Origin of the sequence: Pseudomonas sp. AN-1, from assembly GCF_034057115.1 — a bacterium.
Classification (GTDB): Bacteria; Pseudomonadota; Gammaproteobacteria; order Pseudomonadales; family Pseudomonadaceae; genus Geopseudomonas.
Genome location: NZ_CP139195.1, coordinates 2,132,688 through 2,157,096, shown reverse-complemented (window position 1 = coordinate 2,157,096; position 24,409 = coordinate 2,132,688). Strand labels below are relative to the sequence as shown.

At 68.6% G+C, this 24,409-nt stretch carries 28 protein-coding genes, 2 tRNA genes and 1 pseudogene; 27 read left to right on the top strand and 4 right to left on the bottom strand.

Annotated elements, in window-relative coordinates; genetic code table 11:
• Window positions 1–76: 76 nt before the first annotated feature.
• The 9 genes from SK095_RS09995 to SK095_RS09955 all read left to right on the top strand — a co-directional run bounded on the left by SK095_RS09995 (window position 77) and on the right by SK095_RS09955 (window position 7,380).
• On the top strand, window positions 77–775 hold the full coding sequence (locus tag SK095_RS09995) for a thermostable hemolysin (RefSeq protein ID WP_178084051.1): 699 nt from the start codon (window positions 77–79) through the stop codon (window positions 773–775).
• Window positions 759–2,240 carry an AMP-binding protein gene (locus SK095_RS09990; RefSeq protein ID WP_320548748.1) on the top strand — a complete coding sequence of 494 codons (1,482 nt, stop codon included), beginning with the start codon at window positions 759–761 and terminating at the stop codon, window positions 2,238–2,240. The genes SK095_RS09995 and SK095_RS09990 overlap by 17 nt, the downstream gene beginning before the upstream one ends.
• Window positions 2,237–2,911 carry an iron-containing redox enzyme family protein gene (locus SK095_RS09985; protein ID WP_320548747.1) on the top strand — a complete coding sequence of 225 codons (675 nt, stop codon included), beginning with the start codon at window positions 2,237–2,239 and terminating at the stop codon, window positions 2,909–2,911. The genes SK095_RS09990 and SK095_RS09985 overlap by 4 nt, the downstream gene beginning before the upstream one ends.
• Entirely contained in the window at window positions 2,898–3,689 is a 792-nt protein-coding gene (locus tag SK095_RS09980; RefSeq protein ID WP_320548746.1) for an SDR family oxidoreductase, read from the top strand. The genes SK095_RS09985 and SK095_RS09980 overlap by 14 nt, the downstream gene beginning before the upstream one ends.
• 116 nt (window positions 3,690–3,805) lie before the next feature.
• The gene (locus SK095_RS09975; protein WP_136489410.1) at window positions 3,806–4,462 is read left to right on the top strand and encodes a TRAP transporter TatT component family protein; all 657 of its coding nucleotides are present in this window, start codon (window positions 3,806–3,808) and stop codon (window positions 4,460–4,462) included.
• Between the two features lie 100 nt (window positions 4,463–4,562).
• Window positions 4,563–5,222 (top strand): response regulator, encoded by a 660-nt coding sequence (locus SK095_RS09970; protein ID WP_136489409.1) that lies wholly within the window; start codon window positions 4,563–4,565, stop codon window positions 5,220–5,222.
• Entirely contained in the window at window positions 5,219–6,685 is a 1,467-nt protein-coding gene (locus SK095_RS09965; protein WP_320548745.1) for an ATP-binding protein, read from the top strand. The genes SK095_RS09970 and SK095_RS09965 overlap by 4 nt, the downstream gene beginning before the upstream one ends.
• Window positions 6,686–6,742: 57 nt before the next feature.
• Complete coding sequence (locus tag SK095_RS09960) at window positions 6,743–7,177, top strand: HIT domain-containing protein (RefSeq protein WP_320548744.1); 435 nt, start codon at window positions 6,743–6,745, stop codon at window positions 7,175–7,177.
• Window positions 7,174–7,380 carry a SlyX family protein gene (locus SK095_RS09955; protein WP_136489407.1) on the top strand — a complete coding sequence of 69 codons (207 nt, stop codon included), beginning with the start codon at window positions 7,174–7,176 and terminating at the stop codon, window positions 7,378–7,380. The genes SK095_RS09960 and SK095_RS09955 overlap by 4 nt, the downstream gene beginning before the upstream one ends.
• Window positions 7,381–7,482: 102 nt before the next feature.
• On the opposite strand, the gene SK095_RS21750 is transcribed toward SK095_RS09955, so the two are convergent.
• Together SK095_RS21750 and SK095_RS21745 are read right to left on the bottom strand one after the other, a co-directional pair.
• Window positions 7,483–7,674, bottom strand: coding sequence for a cold-shock protein (locus SK095_RS21750; protein WP_136489458.1), 192 nt, complete (start codon window positions 7,672–7,674; stop codon window positions 7,483–7,485).
• Window positions 7,675–7,881: 207 nt separating this feature from the next.
• Window positions 7,882–8,157, bottom strand: a pseudogene (locus SK095_RS21745) (cold shock domain-containing protein membrane protein); the annotation flags it as partial.
• Between the two features lie 542 nt (window positions 8,158–8,699).
• On the opposite strand from SK095_RS21745, the gene aspS reads away from it, so the two are divergent.
• The 17 genes from aspS (at window position 8,700) to nadA (ending at window position 22,056) form a co-directional block, all read left to right on the top strand.
• Window positions 8,700–10,475, top strand: coding sequence for an aspartate--tRNA ligase (gene aspS / locus SK095_RS09945; protein ID WP_320548743.1), 1,776 nt, complete (start codon window positions 8,700–8,702; stop codon window positions 10,473–10,475).
• Window positions 10,476–10,563: 88 nt separating this feature from the next.
• Window positions 10,564–11,313 carry a YebC/PmpR family DNA-binding transcriptional regulator gene (locus tag SK095_RS09940; protein ID WP_136489833.1) on the top strand — a complete coding sequence of 250 codons (750 nt, stop codon included), beginning with the start codon at window positions 10,564–10,566 and terminating at the stop codon, window positions 11,311–11,313.
• Between the two features lie 176 nt (window positions 11,314–11,489).
• Window positions 11,490–12,014: a crossover junction endodeoxyribonuclease RuvC gene (gene ruvC / locus SK095_RS09935; RefSeq protein ID WP_320548742.1), complete on the top strand. Its 525-nt coding sequence runs from the start codon at window positions 11,490–11,492 to the stop codon at window positions 12,012–12,014.
• A gap of 15 nt (window positions 12,015–12,029) precedes the next feature.
• The gene (gene ruvA / locus SK095_RS09930; RefSeq protein WP_201485603.1) at window positions 12,030–12,635 is read left to right on the top strand and encodes a Holliday junction branch migration protein RuvA; all 606 of its coding nucleotides are present in this window, start codon (window positions 12,030–12,032) and stop codon (window positions 12,633–12,635) included.
• Window positions 12,636–12,653: 18 nt separating this feature from the next.
• Window positions 12,654–13,703, top strand: coding sequence for a Holliday junction branch migration DNA helicase RuvB (ruvB, locus tag SK095_RS09925; protein WP_201485604.1), 1,050 nt, complete (start codon window positions 12,654–12,656; stop codon window positions 13,701–13,703).
• Between the two features lie 53 nt (window positions 13,704–13,756).
• On the top strand, window positions 13,757–14,200 hold the full coding sequence (ybgC, locus tag SK095_RS09920; RefSeq protein WP_136489837.1) for a tol-pal system-associated acyl-CoA thioesterase: 444 nt from the start codon (window positions 13,757–13,759) through the stop codon (window positions 14,198–14,200).
• Window positions 14,201–14,202: 2 nt separating this feature from the next.
• Window positions 14,203–14,898, top strand: coding sequence for a protein TolQ (gene tolQ, locus SK095_RS09915; RefSeq protein ID WP_136489838.1), 696 nt, complete (start codon window positions 14,203–14,205; stop codon window positions 14,896–14,898).
• A 67-nt stretch (window positions 14,899–14,965) separates the two neighbouring features.
• Window positions 14,966–15,418, top strand: coding sequence for a protein TolR (gene tolR / locus SK095_RS09910; protein ID WP_136489839.1), 453 nt, complete (start codon window positions 14,966–14,968; stop codon window positions 15,416–15,418).
• Window positions 15,415–16,494, top strand: coding sequence for a cell envelope integrity protein TolA (gene tolA, locus SK095_RS09905; protein ID WP_414153887.1), 1,080 nt, complete (start codon window positions 15,415–15,417; stop codon window positions 16,492–16,494). The genes tolR and tolA overlap by 4 nt, the downstream gene beginning before the upstream one ends.
• Entirely contained in the window at window positions 16,491–17,792 is a 1,302-nt protein-coding gene (gene tolB / locus SK095_RS09900) for a Tol-Pal system beta propeller repeat protein TolB (RefSeq protein ID WP_201485608.1), read from the top strand. The genes tolA and tolB overlap by 4 nt, the downstream gene beginning before the upstream one ends.
• A gap of 74 nt (window positions 17,793–17,866) precedes the next feature.
• On the top strand, window positions 17,867–18,367 hold the full coding sequence (pal, locus tag SK095_RS09895; RefSeq protein WP_136489842.1) for a peptidoglycan-associated lipoprotein Pal: 501 nt from the start codon (window positions 17,867–17,869) through the stop codon (window positions 18,365–18,367).
• Between the two features lie 6 nt (window positions 18,368–18,373).
• Entirely contained in the window at window positions 18,374–19,168 is a 795-nt protein-coding gene (ybgF, locus tag SK095_RS09890) for a tol-pal system protein YbgF (RefSeq protein WP_320548740.1), read from the top strand.
• A gap of 118 nt (window positions 19,169–19,286) precedes the next feature.
• A complete protein-coding gene (queE, locus tag SK095_RS09885) occupies window positions 19,287–19,934 on the top strand; it encodes a 7-carboxy-7-deazaguanine synthase QueE (protein ID WP_320548739.1) in 648 nt (215 codons plus the stop codon).
• 2 nt (window positions 19,935–19,936) lie between these two features.
• Window positions 19,937–20,611, top strand: a complete 675-nt coding sequence (gene queC / locus SK095_RS09880) for a 7-cyano-7-deazaguanine synthase QueC (protein WP_320548738.1) — start codon at window positions 19,937–19,939, stop codon at window positions 20,609–20,611.
• A gap of 57 nt (window positions 20,612–20,668) precedes the next feature.
• Window positions 20,669–20,743: transfer RNA gene (locus SK095_RS09875), tRNA-Lys, on the top strand.
• 73 nt (window positions 20,744–20,816) lie between these two features.
• A tRNA-Lys gene (locus tag SK095_RS09870) sits at window positions 20,817–20,891 on the top strand.
• 106 nt (window positions 20,892–20,997) lie between these two features.
• Entirely contained in the window at window positions 20,998–22,056 is a 1,059-nt protein-coding gene (nadA, locus tag SK095_RS09865; RefSeq protein ID WP_320548737.1) for a quinolinate synthase NadA, read from the top strand.
• A gap of 62 nt (window positions 22,057–22,118) precedes the next feature.
• Here nadA and SK095_RS09860 read toward each other — a convergent pair whose 3' ends face one another.
• Window positions 22,119–23,552: a M48 family metalloprotease gene (locus SK095_RS09860; RefSeq protein WP_201485613.1), complete on the bottom strand. Its 1,434-nt coding sequence runs from the start codon at window positions 23,550–23,552 to the stop codon at window positions 22,119–22,121.
• A 105-nt stretch (window positions 23,553–23,657) separates the two neighbouring features.
• Here SK095_RS09860 and SK095_RS09855 point away from each other — a divergent pair, with 105 nt between their 5' ends.
• On the top strand, window positions 23,658–23,909 hold the full coding sequence (locus SK095_RS09855) for a sulfurtransferase TusA family protein (protein WP_136489848.1): 252 nt from the start codon (window positions 23,658–23,660) through the stop codon (window positions 23,907–23,909).
• A gap of 22 nt (window positions 23,910–23,931) precedes the next feature.
• Here the strand turns inward: SK095_RS09855 and SK095_RS09850 are convergent, their stop codons facing one another.
• Window positions 23,932–24,405 (bottom strand): peroxiredoxin, encoded by a 474-nt coding sequence (locus SK095_RS09850; RefSeq protein ID WP_320548736.1) that lies wholly within the window; start codon window positions 24,403–24,405, stop codon window positions 23,932–23,934.
• Window positions 24,406–24,409 lie beyond the last annotated feature (4 nt).

Genomic DNA, 24,409 nt, shown 5'->3' with positions numbered 1-24,409 from the left:
TCTCGTCGCACTTAAGACTGCGTTAAGTCTGACCTACCAGAATTGCTTCAGTACCCTAGAGGGGGAGGCCCCATTCATGGCACCGCTTCAGGCTGGTCGGGACGATTTTCTGGCGACGGTCGGTACGAACGCCGAGCTGGCCTTGCATGTCGCCATGCAAGAGCCGTGCACAAGCCGTCGCAGACAGCTGGAAAACTTCATCGGCGAGCGCTTCGCCGAACATTACGGCGCACGGGTGCGCCATTTCATGCCCTGCCTGCTGGGGCTCTACGATCAGGAGCAGCAGTTGCAGGCCGCCCTCGGCGTGCGCTGCGGCCAGTCCGCCCCGCTGTTTCTCGAGCGCTATCTGGACGCGCCGGTCGAGCAGCGCATCGCCGAACTGGGCGGCGGTGGCCTGCCGCCGCGCGGGCGGATCGCCGAGGTCGGCAACCTGGCCGCCCTGGGCGGCGGGCATGCGCGCCTGCTGATCGTTTCGCTCACCGAGCTGCTGGCCACCGCGGGCTTTCGCTGGGTGGCCTTCACCGGCACGCCGCTGCTGCTCAACAGCTTCCAGCGCCTGGGGCTGAGCCTGCTGCACCTGGGGCCGGCCGACGGCCAGCGCCTGGGGGCGGAGCTGGCCGACTGGGGCAGCTACTACGCCACCCAGCCGCAGGTGATGGTCGGCGACGTGCTGGCCGCCCACCAGCGCCTGCAGGCGCTGGGCATCTACCGGCGGCTGGGCTACCAGCCGCGTCATGGCCTGGACGGGGAGCTTGCCCATGTCGCCTGTGGTTGAAGGTTTTCGCCAGCGACTGCTCGCCCATGGTGCGCGCCCTGCACTGAATGATGGCACTCGCCGCTGGAGCTACGCCGAGCTGCTCGATGAGGTCGGCGAGCGCCGGGCGCTCCTCGAGCGCCACGGTGTACGCCGTCTGGCCCTGGCGCTGGACAATGGTCCCGAGTGGCTGTTCTGGGATCTGGCGGCGCTGTTCGCCGGCCTGCCCTGCGTGCCGGTGCCGGGGTTCTTCTCGCCGTCGCAGCAGCGCCACGTGCTGGAAAGTGCCGGCGTCGATGCGCTGATCGCCAGCGAGCCGCAGGCGTTCGCCGCCCTGGGCTTCGTTCCCCGCGGCGTGCTGCACTGGCGCGAGCCGGCTGTACAGGCCGAGCTACCGGCCGGCACGGCGAAGATCACCTACACATCGGGCACCACCGGCCAGCCCAAGGGGGTGTGCCTGTCGGCCGAAGCCATGCTGGGCGTGGCGCAGAGCATCGCCGGGGCCACCGCCGGCAGCGGTATCGAGCGCCATCTGTGCGTGCTGCCGCTGGCGGTGCTGCTGGAGAACCTGGCCGGCAACTATGCGCCGCTGCTGCTCGGCGCCTGCCTGGAGATCCCGTCGCTGGCCGCGGTCGGCATGCGTGGCGCCAGCCAGTTCGAGCTGCCGGCGTTCCTCGCCACCTTGGCGCGGGTGCGGCCGAGCAGCCTGATCCTGCTGCCGCAGTTGCTGCTGGCGCTGGTCGCCGCCGCCGAGGGTGGCCAGGCGCTACCGGATTCGCTGCACTTCATCGCCGTCGGCGGCGGGCGGGTGGCGCCGCAGCTGCTGGAGCGCGCCGAGGCGCTGGGCCTGCCGGTGTTCGAGGGCTACGGCCTGTCCGAGTGTGCCTCGGTGGTCTGCCTGAACACCCCCGGGCAGCGCCGCATCGGCAGCGTCGGCCGGCCGCTGCCGCACGCCGAGGTGCGTCTGGCCGACGACGGCGAGGTACTGGTGCGCGGGGCGACCTTCCTCGGCTATCTCGGCGAGCCGGCGCAGACCGATGCCTGGCTGGGCACCGGCGACCTGGGGCACTGGGAAGATGGCTTCCTCGTCCTGCACGGGCGCAAGAAGCACCAGTTCGTCACCGCCTTCGGCCGCAACGTCAACCCCGAGTGGGTCGAGGCCGAGCTGGTCCAGCAGTTGCCGATCGCCCAGGCCTGGCTGCACGGCGAGGCGCTGCCGGCCAACGTTGCGGTGCTGGTGCCGCGCTCGGCACAGGTGAGCGATGCCCAGCTGCAGGCGGCGCTGGACGCGGTCAACGCCGGCCTGCCCGACTATGCCCGTGCGCACCGCTGGCTGCGCGCCGATCAGCCCTTCGGCGAGGCCAACGGCCTGGCCACCAGCAACGGCCGGCTGCGCCGCGCCGCGCTCTTTCAGCACTATCGCAGCGCCATCGCCAGTCTGATGGCCGAATCGAGCGTCCCAGTTCAAGAGGAACAGCACCCATGAGTTTCTACGAGTCCCTGCAGCAGCAGACCCAGGCCGAACGCGAGTACCTGCTGGCGGCGCCCATCTTCGGTGAGGTGCTGGCGGGGCGGATCAGTCTCGACACCTACGTGGCCTTCCTCGGTCAGGCCTACCATCACGTCAAGCACACCGTGCCGCTGCTGATGGCCTGTGGCGCACGCCTGCCGGAGCGCCTGGAGTGGCTGCGGGGTGCGATCGCCGAGTACATCGAGGAGGAGTACGGCCACCAGGAGTGGATCCTCAACGACATCCGCGCCTGCGGGGCGGATGCCGAGGCGGTGCGCCGGGCCACCCCCAACCTGCCCACCGAGCTGATGGTCAGCTACGTCTACGACCGCATCGCCCGCTGCAACCCGGTGAGCTTCTTCGGCATGGTCAACGTGCTGGAGGGCACCAGCATCGCCCTGGCCACCCAGGCGGCGGAGATCATCCAGGAGCGCCTGCAGCTGCCGGCGCAGGCGTTCAGCTACCTGACCTCCCATGGCAGCCTGGACATCAGCCACGTGGCGTTCTTCGAGAAACTGATGAACCGTCTCGACGACGCCGACGACCAGGCCGCCGTGGTGCACACCGCCAAGGTGGTCTACCGTCTCTACGGCGACATGTTCCGCAGCCTGCCGCTGCCGATGGAGAGCCCGCATGCAACTCGCTGAGTGCCGTATCCTGCTGACCGGTGCCACCGGCGGCATCGGCCAGCAACTGGCCGAACACCTCTGCGCCGGTGGCGCGCGGCTGCTGCTGGTCGGCCGCCAGCCCGAACGCCTGGCTCAACTGGTGGAGCGCTGCCGCGGACGCGCCGAGAGCGTGTGCGCCGACATCACCCAGAGCGCCGGACGCGATGCGGTGCTGCAGGCCGCGCGCCGCATCGGCGGCGTCAACCTGCTGATCAACGCGGCCGGGGTCAACCACTTCAGCCTGCTCGAGCAGCACGACGAGGAGGCCATCGCCGCCCTGGTCCAGCTCAACGTCACGGCCACCCTGCAGCTGACCCACCGCCTGCTGCCCATGCTGCGCCAGCAGGAGCGGGCGCTGGTGGTGAACATCGGCTCGACCTTCGGTTCGATCGGCTATCCGGGCTTCGCGGCCTACTGCGCCAGCAAGTTCGCCCTGCGCGGTTTTTCCGAGGCGCTGCGTCGCGAACTGGCCGACACCCGGGTCAAGGTCATGTACGTCGCTCCGCGCGCCACCCGCACCGGCATGAACGAGCAGAGCGTGGTGGCGATGAACGACGAGCTGAAGGTGGCGATGGACGACCCGGCCTGGGTGGCCGAGGCGGTGGTCGCCGCCATCGGTCGCGAAAGCGAGGAGCTCTACCTCGGCTGGCCGGAAAAGCTCTTCGTGCGTCTCAACAGCCTGCTGCCGCGGGTTGTCGACCAGGCGCTGCGCAAGCAGCTGCCGATCATCCAGCGCTTCGCGCGCGGCAAGTCGTGAGCGGCGCAGCCCCTGCTGGCTGTGTGTCGTCGATGCTGAGCTGGTGCGGTCCGGGGGCGCGGCGACTGCGCCCGAGTCCGGCCAGCGGGCACGTATCCCGGGAATGGAGTGGAACCATGTCGAAATCCTTCGTGCGCAATCTGGTCCTCGGCGGCGCCCTGCTGCTCAGCCTGCCGAGCTTCGCCCTCACCGCTGCCGGCGAGCAGAGCCTGAAGCAGTTGCAGGGGCGCTGGGCCGAGATCAACTACCAGTTGCCCGAGGCGCAGCGCGAGGCTGCCTTCGCCAGGCTGGCGGGCGAGGCCGAGGCCGTCGTCAAGGCCGAGCCGCAGGCCCCCGAGCTGCTGATCTGGAACGGCATCATCCTCAGCACCTGGGCCGGCGCCAAGGGCGGGCTGGGCGCCCTGGACCTGGTCAAGCAGGCGCGCAGCCAGTTCGAGCGGGCGATCGAGCTCGATCCCAAGGCCCTCGATGGTTCGGCCTACACCAGCCTGGGCTCGCTCTACTATCAGGTGCCGGGCTGGCCGGTCGGCTTCGGCGACGACGAGCGCGCCGAGCAGTTGCTCAAGCAGGCGCTGACCCTCAATCCCGATGGCATCGACCCCAACTACTTCTACGGCGACTTCCTGCTGCGCGAGAAGCGCTATGCCGAAGCCGAGAAGGTGCTGGAGCAGGCGCTGGCCGCACCGCCGCGCCCGGGGCGCGAGGTGGCCGACGCCGGCCGCCGCAAGGAGGCCCAGGCACTGCTGGAGAAGGCGCGGGCCAAGCTGCGCTGAGTCGCCGGCGACGATTCGAGCGCCGGGTCGGCGAGGGTGCGATACTCTCGCCCGCCCGGCGTTTTCGTGCCGGTCAGGGTCCCGAATCGAGGAGGCGTGGATGCGGATTTTGCTGGTGGAGGACGACAGGGGGCTGGGCGAGGGTATCCGCACTGCGCTCAAGCCCGAGGGCTATACCGTTGATTGGGTGCAGGACGGCGCCAGCGCCTGGCATGCCCTCAGTCACGAGGATTTCGATCTGTGCGTGCTGGATCTCGGCCTGCCGCGCATGGATGGCCTGGAGGTGCTGCGCCGCCTGCGCGGCGCCGGCAATGCGATGCCGGTGCTGGTGCTCACCGCACGCGACGCCACCAGCGACCGCATCGCCGGCCTCGATGCCGGCGCCGACGATTACCTGGTCAAGCCCTTCGACGTCGCCGAACTCAAGGCGCGCTTGCGCGCCCTGCTGCGGCGCAGTTTCGGTCGCGCCCAGCCGGCGCTGGAGTATCGCGGCATCCGTCTGGAGCCGGACAGCCAGCAGGTGACCTTCCAGGGCGTGGCGGTCAACCTGCCGCGCAAGGAGTTTCTCCTCCTCCACGAGCTGCTCGCCCAGCCCGGGCGGGTGCTGACCCGCGACCGGCTGCAGCAGGTGCTCTACGGCTGGGACGAGGAGGTGGAGAGCAACGCCCTCGAGGTGCACGTGCACCACCTGCGCAAGAAGTTCTTCCCCGAGCTGATCCGCACCGTGCGCGGCGTCGGCTATCTGGTGGACAAGGCGTGAGGCTGCGCTCGATCCGCTCGCGCACCCTGGCGCGGGTGCTGGGGGTGCTGATCCTGGCGCTGACGGTGATCTCCTGGCTCAGCTACAGCGACGCCAAGCACGAGATCGAGGAGCTGTTCGATGCCCAGCTGGCGCAGAGTGCGCGTCTGCTCGAGGGCATGGTCGGCGGCGAGCTGTCGCCGGCGCTGCGTACGACCCTGCAGCAGGCGCTGGATGCCGCCCTGCGCGTGCGGGACGAGCCGGATGGTGGCCCGGCGCTCGTCGAGGGACACCGCTACGAAACCAAGCTGGCCTTCCAGGTGCTCGACGGGCGGGGACAGGTGCTGCTGCAGTCGGCCAGCGCACCCCCCGGGCTGCTGGCCAGCCTGCTGCAGCAGACCGGCGCGCAGGCGCCGGCAGGCGTGTCGCTGGCCGCCCGGGCCGAGCGGCTGGTCGGCTACCACACGCTGAGCCTGGCAGATGCGAAGTGGCGGCTGTTCGTGCGCCAGGACCTGGCCGACCGCCACTGGATCCTGGTCGCCGAGCGCGAGGATGTGCGTGGCGAACTGGTCGGCAGCATCACCCTGCGCAGCCTGCTGCCCGACCTTGTCGGCCTGCCGCTGCTGGCGCTGCTGGTATGGTCGGCGGTCGGCCTCGGCCTGCGGCCGCTGCAGCAGGTGGTCGGGCTGATCAAGGCACGTGATGCGGAAAACCTCGCCCCGCTGACCCTGGCGCCGTTGCCCCAGGAGCTGGAGCCGATGGTCGCCGCACTCAACCGCCTGCTCCTCCAGGTCACCACCCTGCTGGAGCGGGAGAAGCGCTTCCTCGCCGACGCCGCCCACGAGCTGCGCACGCCGCTGGCGGTGCTGCGCATCCACGCGCAGAACGCTCTGGAGGCGCCGGAAGCCGCCGACCGCGAGGCGGCCCTGCGCCAGCTGGTGGCCGGGGTCGAGCGCGCCACCCGCGTGGTGACCCAGTTGCTGACCCTGGCGCGCCTGGAGCCGGCTGCCCGCCAGCTGGGCATGGCCGAGCTGGACCTGGCGAGCTACGTGCGCGGCGAGCTGGCCGAGCTGATCCCGCTGGCGCTGGAGCGCGACCAGGAGCTGAGCTTCGACTGCGACGACATGGCGGACCACCGCCTGCTGGGCGATGCGCCGAGCCTCGGCACCCTGCTGCAGAATCTGGTCGGCAATGCCGTGCAGTACACGCCGCCGGGCGGGCGCATCGCCGTCAGCCTGCAGGTCGAGGCGCAGCGCGTCGGTCTGCGGGTGGCCGACAGCGGCCCGGGTGTGCCGGCCGAGCAGCGCGAGCTGCTGTTCCGCCGCTTCTATCGCCAGGGCGAGGGGCAGGGCGCCGGCCTGGGGCTGTCCATCGTGCAGCGCATCGTCGAGCTGCATCGCGGCGAGATCCAGCTGGCGGAGTCGCCCCTCGGCGGGCTGCAGGTCGAGGTGTGGCTGCCGCGCGGCCTGTCGCCGGCCAGTTGAGGAGGCAGCTGTGGCACACTGGCGCGCATCGCCACCCCATCCCAAGGAGATGCAGCCATGTTTGCCCTCGATCCGCGCCTGGAGCAGGACACCCTGCACATGGGCGACTTCCCCCTGTGCCGCCTGCTGCTGATGAACGACGCCAGCTATCCCTGGTTCATCCTGGTGCCGCGCCGCGAGGAGGTCAGCGAGCTGTTCCAGCTCGACGCGGCCGACCAGCGTTCGCTGTGGCGCGAGACCCTGCTGCTCGCCGAGCTGCTCAAGGACACCTTCAAGGCCGACAAGATGAACGTCGCCACTCTCGGCAACGTGGTCAGCCAGCTGCACATGCACGTGATCGTGCGGCGGCGCAACGACGCCGCCTGGCCCGCGCCGGTGTGGGGGCGCCAGCCGGCGCACCCCTACACCGCGGAGCAGGTCCGCGAGGTGCGCGCCAAGCTGCGCCTGGTGCTCGATCCCGAGGACTTCCGCTTCGCCCCGGAGGCCGCATGAGTCTGGAGCTGCGCGTCACCGAACTGGAAACCCGCCTGGCCTTCCAGGACGACACCCTGCAGCAGCTCAGCGACGAGCTGCTCGCCCAGGGCCGGCTGATCGATCTGCTGCAGCGCCAGATCGCCGCGCTGGCCGCGCGCCAGGCCGAGCTGGTCGGCCAGATCGGTCCCGCCGAGGACGAGGCGCCGCCGCCGCACTACTGAGCGGGTCACGAATGACCGGGTCACGAATGACCGGGTCACGAATGATCGGGTCCGCAAACGACAGCGCCCGCCGGTTGGCGGGCGCTGTCGTTGCGAAGGGGCTCAGTCCTCGAGGATCTGCACGTCCTCGGCCTGCAGGCCCTTGTCGCGCTGGACCACGGTGAACTCCACGCGCTGGCCCTCGACCAGCACCCGGTGGCCGTCGCCGCGGATGGCGCGGAAGTGCACGAAGATGTCGTCGCCGCTGTCGCGGGAGATGAAGCCGAAGCCCTTGGAAGTGTTGAACCACTTCACCGTGCCGGCTTCGCGCGGGCTTCTCGCCTCGCCGCGACTGGCGGCGGCGGCCGGCCTGGCGCTCGGCGCCGGGCGCTGCGGGGCGCGCTGGGCGGTCTGTGCCGCCGGCGCGGCGGCGGCCTCGGAGGCGGCCGCACGCGGCTGCGGCAGCAGTTGCACCAGCGCCGCGAGGGCCAGGGCGAGCAGGCACAGCAGCACCGCCGGCTGGCCGCCTAGGCTGTCCAGCGGCACCAGCAGGGTCAGGCTCTGCAGGATCACGGCAAGCAGCAGCAGGGCGCTGGCCAGGCGCTGCAGGCGCACGCGCGTGGTATCGGCCAGGGGGGCGACCAGCAGGTTGGCCAGGCCGGTGAAGGCCAGGTACAGGGCGTCGGGCTGCTGCAGCCAGGGCAGGGCGTCGGCGCGCAGACTGGGGACGAACGACAGCAGCAGGGCGGCCGCGCCCGATAGGAGATGGACGGTTTTCAATATGCTCAAAGAACTCACCTTGGTAACGACGGATACTGACGATGGCGTCCGGGCGTGACGGGGGCGAAGCGGGAAGGGGAACGCCCGGAGAGGGGCGTACAGGTCAGGCCGGACGGCGCCGCGACGGCCTCGGCGAGAAATTGACGCGAGCGGTGCGGACGCGGCGGCTATTTAACCGTAAAGGCAGGCAGCGCTCAATTGCGCCGTTGGGCAAAGGCGCTCGCCTGGCGGGGTGGGGACCTGCAGGTGCGCTGTGCGGAGCGGCTGCCGGTGCGCCGAGGGTGGCAGCCTTCCGGCGGGCTGCGGCCAGGCGGCATTCTCGCGCGCCAGCATGATGCGTGGGCCGGGAAAAGCGCCGCCGGCGATGGCGCCAGCGGCGGGCCGCAGGGCCTGCGCCGCGTGATTGTTTCAGGCTATAATCCCCGCCCTTTATCACGGCAAGGCCTGCTGCCCGCGTGCCTGCGTCGCGCCGGCGGCCGTGGCGGCAGCGGTTGCCCACGGCAACCGCGGAGCGACCGCCGCCGGCAATCCACGACTGACCTTTGAGAAGCGAACCGACCATGATGCGCAGCCACTATTGCGGCCAACTCAACGAAAGCCTGGACGGCCAGGAAGTCACCCTGTGCGGCTGGGTCCATCGCCGTCGCGACCACGGCGGAGTGATCTTCCTCGACATCCGCGACCGCGAGGGGCTGGCCCAGGTGGTGTTCGACCCGGATCGCGCCGAGACCTTCGCCAAGGCCGACCGCGTGCGCAGCGAGTACGTGGTGAAGATCACCGGCAAGGTGCGCCTGCGCCCGGCTGGTGCGGTCAACCCGAACATGGCCTCCGGCGCCATCGAGGTGCTGGGCTACGAGCTGGAAGTGCTCAACCAGGCCGAGACCCCGCCGTTCCCGCTGGACGAGTACAGCGACGTCGGCGAGGAGACCCGTCTGCGCTACCGCTTCATCGACCTGCGTCGCCCGGAGATGGCCGCCAAGCTGAAGCTGCGCTCGCGCATCACCAGCAGCATCCGCCGCTACCTGGACGACAACGGCTTCCTCGACGTCGAGACGCCGATCCTCACCCGCGCCACCCCGGAAGGCGCGCGCGACTACCTGGTGCCGAGCCGCACCCACGCCGGCAGCTTCTTCGCCCTGCCGCAGTCGCCGCAGCTGTTCAAGCAGCTCCTGATGGTCGCCGGCTTCGACCGCTACTACCAGATCGCCAAGTGCTTCCGCGACGAGGACCTGCGCGCCGACCGCCAGCCGGAATTCACCCAGATCGACATCGAGACCAGCTTCCTCGACGAGCAGGACATCATGGGCCTGACCGAGACCATGATCCGCAACCTGTTCAAGGAAGTGCTGGACGTCGAGTTCGGCGAGCTGCCGCACATGACCCTGGCCGAAGCCATGCGCCGCTACGGCTCGGACAAGCCGGACCTGCGCATCCCGCTGGAGCTGGTGGATGTCGAGGACCAGCTCAAGGACGTCGAGTTCAAGGTGTTCGCCGGCCCGGCCAACGATCCCAAGTGCCGCGTCACCGCCCTGCGCGTGCCGGGCGGCGCGAGCATGCCGCGCAAGCAGATCGACGACTACACCAAGTTCGTCGGCATCTACGGCGCCAAGGGCCTGGCCTACATCAAGGTCAACGAGCGCGCTGCCGGTGTCGAAGGTCTGCAGTCGCCGATCGTCAAGAACATCCCGCTGGACAACATCAACGTGATCCTCGATCGCGTCGGTGCGGTGGATGGCGACATCGTGTTCTTCGGCGCCGACAAGGCGAAGATCGTTTCCGAAGCCCTCGGCGCCCTGCGCGTCAAGCTGGGCCACGACCTGAACCTGCTGACCTGCGAATGGGCCCCGCTGTGGGTGGTCGACTTCCCGATGTTCGAGGAAAACGATGACGGCAGCCTGACCGCCATGCACCACCCGTTCACCGCGCCGAAGTGCAGCCCGGAGGAGCTGGAGGCCAACCCGGGTGCCGCGCTGTCGCGCGCCTACGACATGGTGCTCAACGGTACCGAGCTGGGCGGCGGCTCGATCCGTATCCACAGCAAGGAAATGCAGCAGGCCGTGTTCCGCGTGCTCGGCATCAGCGAGGAGGAGCAGCAGGAGAAGTTCGGCTTCCTGCTCGACGCCCTGAAGTTCGGCGCGCCGCCGCACGGTGGCCTGGCCTTCGGCCTGGATCGCCTGGTGATGCTGATGACCGGCGCCAGCTCGATCCGCGAAGTGATTGCCTTCCCGAAGACCCAGAGCGCCGCCTGCGTGATGACCCAGGCGCCGGGCGTGGTCGACGCCAAGCAGCTGCGCGAACTGAACATCCGCCTGCGTGAGCAGCCCAAGGCCGAATAAGCCGACACGGGAGCCTGGTTAAGCCAGGCTCCTTCAGTTTCGGCGCGGCAAAAGTACAAGATCCACCAGCAACACGACGGAGAGAGTCATGGCAGGTCATTCCAAATGGGCCAACATCAAGCACCGCAAGGAACGTCAGGACGCCAAGCGCGGCAAGATCTTCACCAAGCTGATCCGCGAACTGACCGTCGCGGCCAAACACGGTGGCGGCAACCCGGCTGACAATCCGCGCCTGCGCCTGGCGGTGGACAAGGCCCTGACTGCCAACATGTCGCGTGACGTCATCGAGCGCGCCATCGCCCGCGGCGCCGGCACCAACGAAGCCGACAACATGGTCGAGCTGAGCTACGAGGGCTACGCGCCGAGCGGCGTGGCGATCATCATTGAGGCCATGACCGACAACCGCAACCGCACCGCGGCCGAAGTGCGCCATGCCTTCAGCAAGTGCGGCGGCAACCTCGGCACCGACGGTTCGGTGGCCTACATGTTCGACCGCAAGGGGCAGATCAGCTTCGCCCCGGGCGTCGACGAGGACGCCCTGATGGAGGCGGCGCTGGAAGCCGGCGCCGACGACGTGGTCGCCGAGGAGGACGGTTCGGTCGAGGTGTACACCTCCTTCGCCGACTTCCTGTCGGTCAACGAGGCGCTGACCGCCGCCGGCTTCAAGGGCGACGAGGCCGAGGTGGCGATGATCCCGTCGATCACCGCGCCGATCACCGACCTGGAGACCGCGCAGAAGGTGCTCAAGCTGATCGACATGCTGGAAGACCTCGACGACGTGCAGAACGTCTACCACAACGCCGAGATCCCCGACGAGATCATGGAGCAGCTCGGCTGAGGCCAGGTGTCGGTGTGACCCGAGCCGGAAGGAGCCCCGTCCCTTCCGGCTTTGTTTTTGGGCGCGTCGTCATGCCCCGGCGTATCGGGAGTGACGACACGGCAGGGGGCACCTATACTCGCGGCTGGATAAATAGCCAGTGAGTGACGCTGGCGGACAAGGCGGATGACCCCTGCATGACCCTGATCCTCGGCATCGACCCCGGTTCGCGCATCACCGGTTACGGCGTGGTGCGCGACACCGGGCGCGGCTGCGAGTACGTCGCCTCCGGCTGCATCCGCACCGGCGACGGCCCGCTGCCCGAGCGCCTGCAGAAGGTCTACCGTGGCGTGCGCGAGGTGATCCGCCTGCACGGGCCGGTGATGCTCGGCATCGAGCAGGTGTTCATGGCGCGCAACGCCGACTCCGCGCTCAAGCTCGGCCAGGCGCGCGGCGCGGCGATAGTCGCGGCGGTGGAGGAGGGGCTGAGCGTCGCCGAGTACACCGCCAGCCAGGTCAAGCAGGCGGTGGTCGGCAGCGGCGCGGCGGACAAGCAGCAGGTTCAGCTGATGGTCATGCACCTGCTGGGCCTGCTGCAGAAGCCGCAGATCGACGCCTCCGACGCCCTGGCCATCGCCCTCTGTCACGCCCACCACCGGCAGAGCCTGATTCCCCATGGCCTGGCCACCGCCCGCCGGCGCGGCGGGCGCCTGCGCCTGTAACCCGAGGAACCCATCTTGATCGGACGTTTGCGCGGTACCCTGGCGGAGAAGCAGCCGCCGCACCTGCTGGTCGACGTCAATGGCGTCGGCTACGAGCTGGAGGTGCCGATGACCACCCTGTACCGCCTGCCGGGCGTCGGCGAGGCGCTGACCCTGCACACCCACCTGGTGGTGCGCGAGGACGCCCAGCTGCTCTACGGCTTTGCCGAGAAGCGCGAGCGCGAGCTGTTCCGCGAGCTGATCCGCCTCAACGGCGTCGGTCCCAAGCTGGCCCTGGCGCTGATGTCCGGCCTCGAGGTGGACGAGCTGGTGCGCTGCGTGCAGGCCGGCGACACCAAGGCGCTGACGCGGGTGCCGGGGGTCGGCAAGAAGACCGCCGAGCGTCTGCTGGTGGAACTCAAGGACCGTTTCCAGGTCTGGGAAAGCATGCCGGCCATCGCCCCGCTGGTGGTGGAGCCGGCGCGTGCACCGGCGGTTTCCAGCGCCGAGGCCGATGCGGTCAGCGCCCTGGTGGCGCTGGGCTTCAAGCCGGCCGAGGCCAGTCGCGCCGTCAGTCTGGTGGACGCTGCCGACCTGTCCAGCGAAGAACTGATCCGCCGTGCCCTCAAGGGCATGGCCTGAACCCGTGGGTGAATCCCGATGATCGAAGCCGACCGCCTGGTCACCGCCAGCCCGCGCGAGCGCGAGGAGCAGCAGGATCGCGCCATCCGCCCGCTCAAGCTGGCCGAGTACATCGGCCAGCCGGTGGTGCGCGAGCAGATGGAGCTGTTCATCCGCGCCGCGCGCGGACGCAGCGAGGCGCTGGATCACACCCTGATCTTCGGCCCGCCGGGGCTGGGCAAGACCACCCTGGCCAACATCATCGCCCAGGAAATGGGTGTGTCGATCAAGAGCACCTCGGGGCCGGTGCTGGAGCGCCCGGGCGACCTGGCCGCGCTGCTCACCAACCTCGAGCCGGGCGACGTGCTGTTCGTCGACGAGATCCATCGGCTGTCGCCGGTGGTCGAGGAGGTGCTGTACCCGGCGATGGAGGACTACCAGCTCGACATCATGATCGGCGAGGGGCCGGCGGCGCGCTCGATCAAGCTCGATCTGCCACCGTTCACCCTGATCGGCGCCACCACCCGCGCCGGCATGCTGACCAACCCGCTGCGCGACCGCTTCGGCATCGTCCAGCGCCTGGAGTTCTACGGCGTCGCCGACCTGGCGACCATCGTCGGCCGCTCGGCCGGCATCCTCGGCCTGCCCATCGACGCCGAAGGCGCCTACGAGATCGCCCGCCGCGCGCGCGGCACGCCGCGTATCGCCAACCGCCTGCTGCGCCGGGTGCGCGACTTCGCCGAGGTGCGCGGCCAGGGTGCGATCAGCCGCAGCATCGCCGACCGTGCGCTGGACATGCTGGACATCGACGCCCACGGCTTCGACCACCAGGACCGCCGCCTGCTGCTGACCATGATCGACAAGTTCGACGGCGGCCCGGTGGGCATCGACAATCTGTCGGCGGCCATCGGCGAGGAACGCCATACCATCGAGGACGTGCTCGAGCCCTACCTGATCCAGCAGGGCTACATCATGCGCACGCCGCGCGGGCGGGTGGTGACCCGTCACGCCTACCTGCACTTCGGTCTCGATGTGCCGGGGCGTCTCGGCGAGGGCCGTGGCGCCGCAGCGGCCGCAGGCGACGACTGACGGAAAAAATAGTTGCCACGACCGTTGGCAACCGGGGGAGCCGGGACTAGAGTATGCGCGCGCAAAACAAGAGCCAGCCGTTCAGCCACCGTTGTCGGGTCTATTACGAGGACACCGATGCCGGTGGCGTTGTCTATTACGTCAACTACCTCAAGTTCATGGAGCGGGCCCGCACCGAGCGGTTGCGTGCGTCGGGCCTTGCCCAGTCGCAGCTGGTCGGCGAGAACCTGCTGTTCGTCGTGCATTCGGCCGAGGCCCGCTACCTGGCGCCGGCCCGGCTCGACGACGAGCTGTCGGTCAGTGCCGAGGTGGTGGAACTCAATCGTGCCAGTCTGGTCTTTCGCCAGCAGGTGCGCCGCATGTGCGACGATGCACTGCTCTGTGAAGGGCGTATCACGGTGGCCTGCGTGCGCGCCGACAGTTTCAAACCCCGGGCCATTCCCGAAGCGCTGCGAGCAGCCTTCGCCGGGCCGGGTCCAATCCCTGCAGGAGAGTAAGCGTGGAAGCCAACGCCGTTGACCATATGTCGATGTGGAGCCTGATCAGCAATGCCAGTTTCGTGGTGCAACTGGTGATGCTGGCCCTGGTCGCCGCCTCGGTCACCTCGTGGATCATGATCTTCCAGCGCAGCAGCATGCTGCGTGCCGCCAAGAAGGGGCTGGACACTTTCGAGGAGCGCTTCTGGTCGGGCATCGATCTGTCCAAGCTGTACCGCCAGGCCGGCAGCAACCCTGACCCGGACTCCGGCGTCGAGCAGATCTTCCGCGCCGGCTTCAAGGAGTTCTCCCGCCTGCGCCAGCAGCCCGGCGTCGACCCGGATGCGGTGATGGACGGCGTCAACCGTGCCATGCGCGTGGCCATCTCCCGCGAGGAGGAGAAGCTCGAGCAGAGCCTGCCGTTCCTCGCCACCGTCGGCTCGACCAGCCCGTACGTCGGTCTGTTCGGCACCGTGTGGGGCATCATGAACTCGTTCCGCGGTCTGGCCCAGGTGCAGCAGGCCACCCTGGCCACCGTGGCGCCGGGCATCGCCGAGGCGCTGATCGCCACCGCCATCGGCCTGTTCGCCGCGATTCCGGCGGTGATCGCCTACAACCGCTTCTCCGCCCGCGGCGAGATGCTGATCAACCGCTACTACACCTTCGCCGACGAGTTCCAGGCCATCCTGCACCGCAAGGTGCACACCAGCGACGATTGACGCCGTCTCCGGCCGCGCCCAGTACGGCGCCGCCGGATCCGCTTTTCCGACAGGTTCGATTCAAGACATGGCCAGAATTCGCAACAGACGCAAGCCGGTCGCCGAGATGAACGTCGTGCCCTACATCGACGTCATGCTGGTGCTGCTGGTGATCTTCATGGTGACCGCGCCGATGCTCAACCAGGGGGTCAAGGTCGACCTGCCCAAGGTGAGCAGCGAGGCGCTGCCGCAGGACAACAACGCCCAGGTGCTGACGATCTCGATCAAGGCCGACAAGACCTACTACTGGAACATGGGCAGCGAGGTCGACGTCGACACCGTGCAGGACACCGCACTGACCCTCGAGCAGATGACCCAGGCGGTCACCGCGATCATGAACCAGAACCGCAGCCAGGGTAAGCCGGTGCAGGTGTTCGTGCGTGCCGACAAGGCGGTCGACTACGGCGCGGTGATGGCGGCCATGGGCGGTCTGCAGCAGGCCGGCGTGGGCAACGTCGGGCTGATTACCGAGGCGCCCTGATGCAGCAGCGTGAGCGCTCTCCTTCGGAAAGCTACTTCTGGCCGAGCATCTGGGCGGTCGGCCTGCATGTGCTGATCTTCGCCATGCTGTTCGTCAGCTTCGCCATGACCCCGGAGCTGCCGCCGTCGCGGCCGATCGTCCAGGCCACCCTGTACCAGCTCAAGTCGCAGAGTCAGGCGAAGGTGCAGACCAACCAGCGCATCGCCGGCGAGTCGCAGAAGACGGCGGCGCCGCAGTACGAAACCGAGCAGATGGAGCAGAAGAAGGCCGAGCAGCAGAAGATCGCGGCGGCCAAGGCTGCGGAACAAAAGCGCGCCGAGGAGGCTCGAAAGGCGGAGCAGGCCAAGGCTGCCGAGGCGCAGAAGCAGAAGGAAGCTGCCGCGGCCAAGGCCGAGGCGCAGAAGAAAGAGGCTGCCGCCAAGGCCGAGGCCGAGAAGAAGGCTGCCGAGCAGAAGCAGCAGGCCGACATCGCCAAGAAGAAGGCCGCCGAAGAGGCAGCGAAGAAGAAGGCTGCCGAGGAACTCGCCAAGAAGAAGGCGCAGGAGGAGGCCGCGAAGAAGAAAGCCGCCGAGGAGGCCAAGAAGAAGGCCGCCGAGGAGCAGGCGAAGAAGGCTGCCGAAGAAGCCAGGAAGAAGGCTGCCGCCGAGGAGGCGAAGAAGAAAGCCGCCGCCGAGGCCGCCCGCAAGGCGCAGGAGGACAAGAAGGCCGCCGCGCTGGCCGAGCTGCTCGCCGACGACGTGCAGCATCAGCAGGCGCTGGCCGACGAGGTCGGCGACAAGGTGGCCGGCAACCTCGATGACCTGATCATCAACCTGGTCAGCCAGCAGTGGCGGCGTCCGCCGTCGGCGCGCCAGGGGATGAGCGTGACGGTGACCATCCAGATGCTGCCCGACGGCACCATCACCAACGCCAGCGTGACCCGCTCCAGCGGGGACGTGGCCTTCGACAATTCGGCGGTAGCCGCGGTGCGCAACGTCGGCCGCATACCGGAAATGCAGCAACTGGACCGGGCGACCTTCGACCGCATGTATCGAAAGCGCGCCATGATATTCAAACCGGAGGACTTGAGCCTGTGAACACCCTGATCCGCATGGCCCTGCTGGGCCTGGCGCTGCTCGCCGGTGTGGCGAGGGCAGCCGACCCGCTGGTGATCTCCAGCGGTACCGACCGGGCCATCCCGATCGCCGTGGTGCCGTTCGCCTCGCAGGGCGGCGCCGTGCTGCCCGAGGACATGGCCGAGATCGTCGGCAACGACCTGCGCAACTCCGGCTACTTCGAGCCGATTCCGCGGCAGAACATGATCAGCCTGCCGAGCCAGGCCGGCGAAGTGATCTACCGCGACTGGAAGGCCCTCGGCGCGCAGTACGTGCTGACCGGCAGCATCGTGCCCGGCGGCGCCGGCGTGCAGATCCAGTACGCGCTGTTCAACGTCACCACCGAGCAGCAGATGCTGACCGGCAGCGTCGGCGGCAGCACCGCCCAGTTGCGCGACATGGCGCACTACATCGCCGACCAGTCGTTCGAGAAGCTCACCGGCATCAAGGGCGCCTTCTCCACCAAGCTGCTGTTCGTCACTGCCGAACGCTTCTCGGCCAACAACACCCGCTACACCCTGCAGCGCGCCGACTACGACGGCGCCCGCGCGGTGACCCTGCTGCAGTCGCGCGAGCCGATCCTGTCGCCGAGCTTCGCCCCGGACGGCCGGCGCATCGCCTACGTGTCGTTCGAGCAGCAGCGCCCGCGCATCTTCGTGCAGCACATCGACACCGGCCGCCGCGAGCAGGTCACCAACTTCGAGGGCCTCAACGGCGCGCCGGCCTGGTCGCCGGACGGCAGCCGCCTGGCCTTCACCCTGTCGCGCGACGGCAACCCGGAGATCTACGTGATGGACATGGGCAGCCGCCAGGTGCGCCGCGTGACCAACAGCCCGGCGATCGACACCGAGCCGTTCTGGGGCAAGGATGGCCAGACCATCTACTTCACCTCCGACCGGGGCGGCAAGCCGCAGATCTACAAGACCAGCATCGGTTCGGGCGGCGCGGAGCGGGTGACCTTCATCGGCAACTACAATGCCAACCCGAAACTGTCCGCCGACGAGAAGACCCTGGTGATGGTCCATCGCCAGGACGGCTTCACCGTGTTCCGCGTGGCGGCCCAGGACCTGCAGCGCGGCACCCTGCGCGTGCTCTCCGCGCAGACCAGTCTGGACGAGTCGCCCACTGTCGCGCCCAACGGCACCATGCTAATCTACGCCACCCGTCAGCAGGGCCGTGGAGTGCTGATGCTCGTCTCCACCAACGGACGCGTTCGTCTGCCGTTGCCTGCAGCTCAGGGTGAAATCCGCGAGCCTTCCTGGTCGCCCTACATTCAGTGAGGGCGCGCTGCTGCTCGTTTTAATGCGTTGTCCTGAACAAGTTGTTTTTGAACACACCACTGGGGTTTTGAAAGATGGAAATGCTGAAATTCGGCAAGTTTGCTGCGCTGGCTCTGGCTATGGCAGTTGCCGTGGGTTGCTCGTCCAAGGGTGGCGACGCCGCTGGCGAAGGCGCTGTTGATCCGAACGCCGGCTACGGTGCCAACGCCGGTGCCGTCGATGGCAGCATGAACGGTGAAGAAGCCGCTCTGCGCGCCATCACCACCTTCTACTTCGAGTACGACAGCTCCGACCTGAAGCCGGAAGCCATGCGCGCCCTGGACGTCCATGCTCGCGACCTGCAGGCCAACGGCGCCCGCGTCGTCCTGGAAGGCCACGCCGACGAGCGCGGCACCCGCGAGTACAACATGGCTCTGGGCGAGCGTCGCGCCAAGGCCGTGCAGCGCTACCTGGTCCTGCAGGGCGTTTCCCCGGCCCAGCTGGAGCTGGTGTCCTACGGTGAAGAGCGTCCGCTGGCCGCTGGCAGCGGCGAAGAGAGCTGGGCGCAGAACCGTCGCGTCGAGCTGAAGAAGTAAGAAGCCATGCGCAAGCACTCCCGTCTCCTGACCCTGCTGGCCCTGGCCGCGCCCCTCTCGACCTGGGCCCAGGTGCCCGTCATGGAGGGCAGCAGCGGTTATCCGCCGTCCGGTTACGGGGCGACGGGGGCTGCTTACGCCGGTGGCGCGGCGCCTGCCGCGACCACCTCGGCGCAAGGCGAGCTCTTCCTGCAGCTGCAGCAGCTGCAGGAAGAGGTTGCCCGCCTGCGCGGCACCCTGGAAGAGCAGCAGTACGAGATCCAGCAGCTCAAGCAGCAGAGCCTCGAGCGCTATCAGGACCTCGACAGCCGGCTGTCCGCCGCACCCCAGGCTCCCGCCCAGGCACCGGTGGCACCTGCCGTCGGCGCATCGGGCGCCGCTCCTGCCGCCCAGGCTCCGGCTGCCAATGCCGCACCGGGGGATCCGGCCAAGGAGAAGCTGTTCTACGACGCCGCCTTCGACCTGATCAAGGCGAAGGACTTTGCCAAGGCCGATCAGGCCTTCACCGCATTCCTGCGCAAGTATCCGAGCAGCCAGTACGCCGGCAACGCCCAGTACTGGCTGGGTGAGGTCAAGCTCGCCCAGGGCGACCTGCAGGGCGCCGGCCGCGCCTTCGCCCAGGTCAGCCAGAGCTATCCGCAGCACCAGAAGGTCGCGGACTCGCTGTACAAGCTGGCCGATGTCGAGCAGCGCCTCGGCAACGCCGGCAAGGCCAAGGGCATCCTCCAGCAGGTGGTCGCCCAGTATCCGGGCACCTCGGCCGCCCAGCTTGCCCAGCGCGACCTGGCCCGCCTGCCCTGACGGCAGGCGTTGTCGATGAAACCCGCGCCTGGCGCGGGTTTTTTCGTTAAAATCACTGTCCTTTTCCACATCCTGCAACGGAGGCGGTTGGCCTGTTTCGCCAGCACGCCCGGGGCTTATGAACCAGACTCTGCGTATCACCGAAATCTTCTATTCGCTGCAGGGCGAAGCGCGTACCGTCGGCCTGCCGACCGTGTTCGTCCGCCTCACCGGCTGTCCCCTGCGCTGTGGCTACTGCGATACCGCCTACGCCTTCAGCGGCGGCGAGCTGATGACCCTCGAGGAAATCCTCGCCCGGGTCGCCAGCTACCGGCCGCGCCATGTCTGCGTGACCGGCGGCGAGCCGCTGGCGCAGCCCAACTGCATCCCGCTGCTCGCGGCGCTGTGCGATGCCGGCTACCAGGTGTCGCTGGAAACCAGCGGCGCGCTGGACATCGCCCCAGTGGATACCCGGGTCAGCCGGGTGGTGGACCTGAAGACCCCGGGCTCGGGCGAGGTCGGCCGCAACCGCTACGAGAACCTGGCCGAACTGACCCGCAACGACCAGGTCAAGTTCGTGATCTGCTCGCGCGAGGACTACGACTGGGCGGTGTCGAAGCTGATCGAGTACCGCCTCGACCAGCGCGCCGGCGAGGTGCTGCTGTCGCCCAGCCACCAGCAGCTGGAGCCGCGCACTCTGGCCGAGTGGATCATCGCCGACAACCTGCCGGTGCGCCTGCAGCTGCAGCTGCACAAGTACCTGTGGAACGACGAGCCGGGGCACTGAACATGAGCGACAAGAAAGCGGTCATCCTGCTGTCCGGCGGCCTCGACTCCGCCACCGTGCTGGCCATGGCCCGCGCCGAGGGCTACGCCTGCTACACCATGAGCTTCGACTACGGCCAGCGCCACCGCGCCGAGCTGCAGGCCGCCGAGCGGGTGGCGCGCCAGCTGGGCGCCGTGGAGCACAAGGTGGTCGGCATCGACCTCAACGGCATCGGCGGCTCGGCGCTGACCGACGCCAGCATCGCCGTGCCGGAGACCCCGGGCGAGGGCATTCCGGTGACCTACGTGCCGGCGCGCAACACCCTGTTCCTGTCGCTGGCGCTGGGCTGGGCCGAGGTGTTGGGCGCGCGCGACATCTTCATCGGCGTCAACGCGGTGGATTACTCGGGCTACCCGGACTGCCGCCCCGAGTTCATCGACGCCTTCGAGCGCCTGGCCAACCTGGCGACCAAGGCCGGGGTGGAGGGCGAGGGCTTCCGCATCCGCGCGCCGCTGCAGTACCTGTCGAAGGCCGAGATCATCCAGGCCGGTCTGGCCCGCGGGGTGGATTTCGCCCTGACCGTGTCCTGCTACCAGGCCGATGCCGACGGCCGCGCCTGCGGGCGTTGCGACAGCTGCCGGTTGCGCGCCGAGGGCTTCGCCAGCGCCGGGGTCGCCGATCCGACCCGCTACGTTTGAACTTTTTTTCGGAAAAAGTTGAAATTCCGAATTAAATCAGTATGATGCGCAGGCGTTGGGTCGTTAGCTCAGTGGTAGAGCAGTTGGCTTTTAACCAATTGGTCGTAGGTTCGACCCCTACACGACCCACCACTTTTTCCACAAGCCCCGAGTTGGCCGGCAGGCATGGCTGTTTGGGGTGAAGCAACAAGATGTAGATCTTCCTGGGTCGTTAGCTCAGTGGTAGAGCAGTTGGCTTTTAACCAATTGGTCGTAGGTTCGACCCCTACACGACCCACCACTTTCCCCGCTGTTCCCCGTTCCACCTCCCGCTTGTTATCCCGTCTGGTGCTCTGGATCGGGTGTATACTCCGGTTCCCGCACCCTAACCTTCAGGTGCAGCGAACATGACGCAGATCTCCGAACGACTCCTCGTCCAGGCCCATCTCGACGCCAAGCAGCCGCGCGCGCTGACCGCCGAGGAAGTCGCCGACTACCGCCAGGCCATCGCCGCCGAGCTCAAGGCGCGTGAGGCCGTGCTGGTCGCCCACTACTACACCGACCCGATCCTCCAGGCGCTCGCCGAGGAAACCGGCGGCTGCGTGGCCGACTCGCTGGAGATGGCCCGCTTCGGCAGCCAGCACCCGGCCTCGACCATCGTGGTCGCTGGCGTGCGCTTCATGGGGGAGACGGCGAAGATCCTCAATCCGGAAAAGCGCATCCTGATGCCGACCCTGGAGGCGACCTGCTCGCTGGACCTGGGCTGTCCGGTGGAGGAGTTCTCCGCCTACTGCGACCAGCATCCCGAGCGGACCGTGGTGGTCTACGCCAACACCTCGGCGGCGGTGAAGGCGCGCGCCGACTGGGTGGTGACCTCCAGCTGTGCGCTGGAGATCGTCGAGAGCCTGATGGACAACGGCGAGAAGATCCTCTGGGCGCCGGACCAGCACCTGGGTCGCTACATCCAGCGCGAGACCGGCGCCGACATGCTGCTGTGGGAAGGCGCGTGCATCGTCCACGAGGAGTTCAAGACCAAGCAGCTGCAGGACCTCAAGGCGCTGTATCCCGAGGCAGCGGTGCTGGTGCATCCGGAGTCGCCGGAGTCGGTGGTGGAGCTGGCCGATGCGGTGGGTTCCACCAGCCAGCTGATCAAGGCGGCGCAGACCCTGACCAACCAGATCTTCATCGTCGCCACCGACCGCGGCATCCTCTACAAGATGCAGCAGCTGTGCCCGGGCAAGTCGTTCATCGAGGCGCCCACCGCCGGCCAGGGTGCAACCTGCCGCAGCTGCGCGCACTGCCCGTGGATGGCGATGAACACCCTGGAGCGCACCCTGCAGTGCCTGCGCGAGGGCAGCAACGAGATCCACGTCGATCCGGTGCTGATCCCCAGGGCGGTCAAGCCGCTCAAGCGCATGCTCGACTTCACCCAGGCGGCGCGCCTGAAGGCGACCGGCAACGCCTGAGGGTGTCCCCCTGAATGCAGAAGGCCCGGCTTGCGCCGGGCCTTCGCGTTTCTGCGCGGCGCTCAGCGCAGCAGCTTGTCGATCATCCGCTTCTCCTCGGCCAGCTCCTGATGGCGCGCATCGATGCGCGCAGCCAGCTGGAAGTTGTCGCTGGCGCGGCGGCGGGCGAAGTCGAGCTGTTCCAGCGCCTGGTCGTAGTCGCCGGTCAGGGCGAAGTATTCGGCGCGGGCCTGATGCACGCCGACGATGTTGCCGGACAGGCCGCGGGTCTCAGCCTGCTGGTACCACAGCTCGGCATCGCCGGGGCGCTCGGCGAGCAGGCGATCGAGCAGGCGCTCGGCATCGGCCGGACGGTTCTGCTTGCGCAGCAGTTCGCTCTGGTACTGGCGCAGCGGGTAGCTGGACGGGTACAGGCCGAGCAGGCGCTGCAGGCGCTGGCCGGCGGCGTCCAGGCGGTTGGCGGCGAGGTCGAGGTCGACCTGGGCGAGGTTGTAGGTGATGTCGTTGGGCGCCTTGGCCAGCAGCGGCTGCAGGGTCTTGGCGGCCGCCTCCAGCTGGCCGCTGCGGGTCTGCGCCAGCGTCAGGCCGTAGCGCGCTGCATCCAGCTGCGGATTTTCCTCGAGCAGGGCGCGGAAGCGCTTGGCGGCCAGCCCCGGCGAGTTCTCGTAGTTCAGTTGCACGCGGGCGCGCATCAGCTGGTAGCGCAGGCTGTCGCGGTTTCCGCCGTTGCTGAACTGCTCGGCACGGTTGCGCGTGTCGGCCACCCGCGATTCGCTGAGCGGGTGGGTGAGCAGGAATTCCGGCGGCGCCTGGGTGTAGCGGTACTGGCGCATCAGGCGCTCGAACATGCTCGGCATGGCGCTCGGGTCGTAGCCGGCCTGCTTGAGGTTGAGAATGCCGATGCGGTCGGCTTCCTGCTCGTTCTGCCGCGAGAAGCGTCGCTGCGCCTGGATGGCGGCGGCCTGGGTCGAGGCGATGGCGGCGATGCCGGCGTCGCCGGCGCCGGCCGCGGCGGCCACCACGCCGGCGAGCATGGCCGCCATCAGCGGCACCTGCATGCGCTGCTGCTCCTCGAGGCCGCGGGCGAAGTGGCGCTGCGACAGGTGCGCCAGTTCGTGGGCGAGCACCGAGGCGTATTCGGCCTCGCTCTGCGCGTGCAGGAACAGGCCGGCATTGACCCCGATCACCCCGCCGGGGGCGGCGAAGGCGTTGAGCTGCGGGCTGTCGAGCAGGACGAAGACCAGGCGGCGATCCTCGAGCTGGCTGGTTTCCGCCAGGCGGTAGACGCTGCTCTCGACGAAGTCCTTGAGCTGCGGGTCGGACAGACTCTTCACCTGGCCGCGCAGCACGCTGAGCCAGGCGCGGCCGAGCTGGTGCTCCTGGTCGGCGGAGACGATCGCCGAGCTGGCGTCGCCCAGCGACGGCAGCTCGCTGGCGAGGACCGGGGGCGCCAGCAGGCAGGCCAGCGTCAGCAGGGTGGGGCGCAGGATCTTCATTGCTCGGGCTCGTTGCGGCAAAGTCCTACTCTAGCCGCTGCCCGGCCCGGCTGGCCAGTGATGCGCCGGCTTGGGTATGCTGCGTGGCATTTGCGGAGAGTGACGATGAGCGAACCCTGCGGGCCGGTGCCGGCTCATGACGCCGAGCTGGACGCCAGCGGCCTGAGCTGCCCGCTGCCGCTGCTCAAGGCCAAGCTGGAACTCAACCGCCTGCCCAGCGGCGCGGTGCTCAAGGTGACCGCCACCGATGCCGGCTCGCAGCGCGATTTCCGTGCCTTCGCGCGGCTGGCCGGTCACGCGCTGCTGCGCGAGGAAGAGGAGGGCGGCTGCTTCCGTTACTGGCTGCGCAAGGCCTGACGGCCCCGGCCGGCCCGCTGCGTCAGCCGGCGTTCAGCGCCCGGGCGGCGGCCAGCACGGTGTCGACGTGGCCCGGCACTTTCACGCCGCGCCATTCCTGGCGCAGCACGCCATCGCGGTCGATGAGGAAGGTGCTGCGCTCGATGCCCAGGTACTCCTTACCGTACAGCTTCTTCGGCTTGATCACCTCGAACAGCTGGCACAGCTGCTCGTCGGCATCGGAGATCAGCTCGAAGGGGAACTCCTGCTTGCACTTGAAGTTCTCGTGCGACCTCAGGCCGTCACGCGATACGCCGAACACCAGCGTGCCGGCGGTGGCGAACTCGGCGTGGCGGTCGCGGAAGTTCTGCCCTTCGGTGGTGCAGCCCGGGGTGCTGTCCTTGGGGTAGAAGTACAGCACCACCTGCTTGCCGCGCAGCGCGCTGAGCACGACCTGCTGGCCGCTGGTGGCCTGGACCTGGAAGTCGGCGACGGGCGAATCGATGGCTACGGGCATGGGG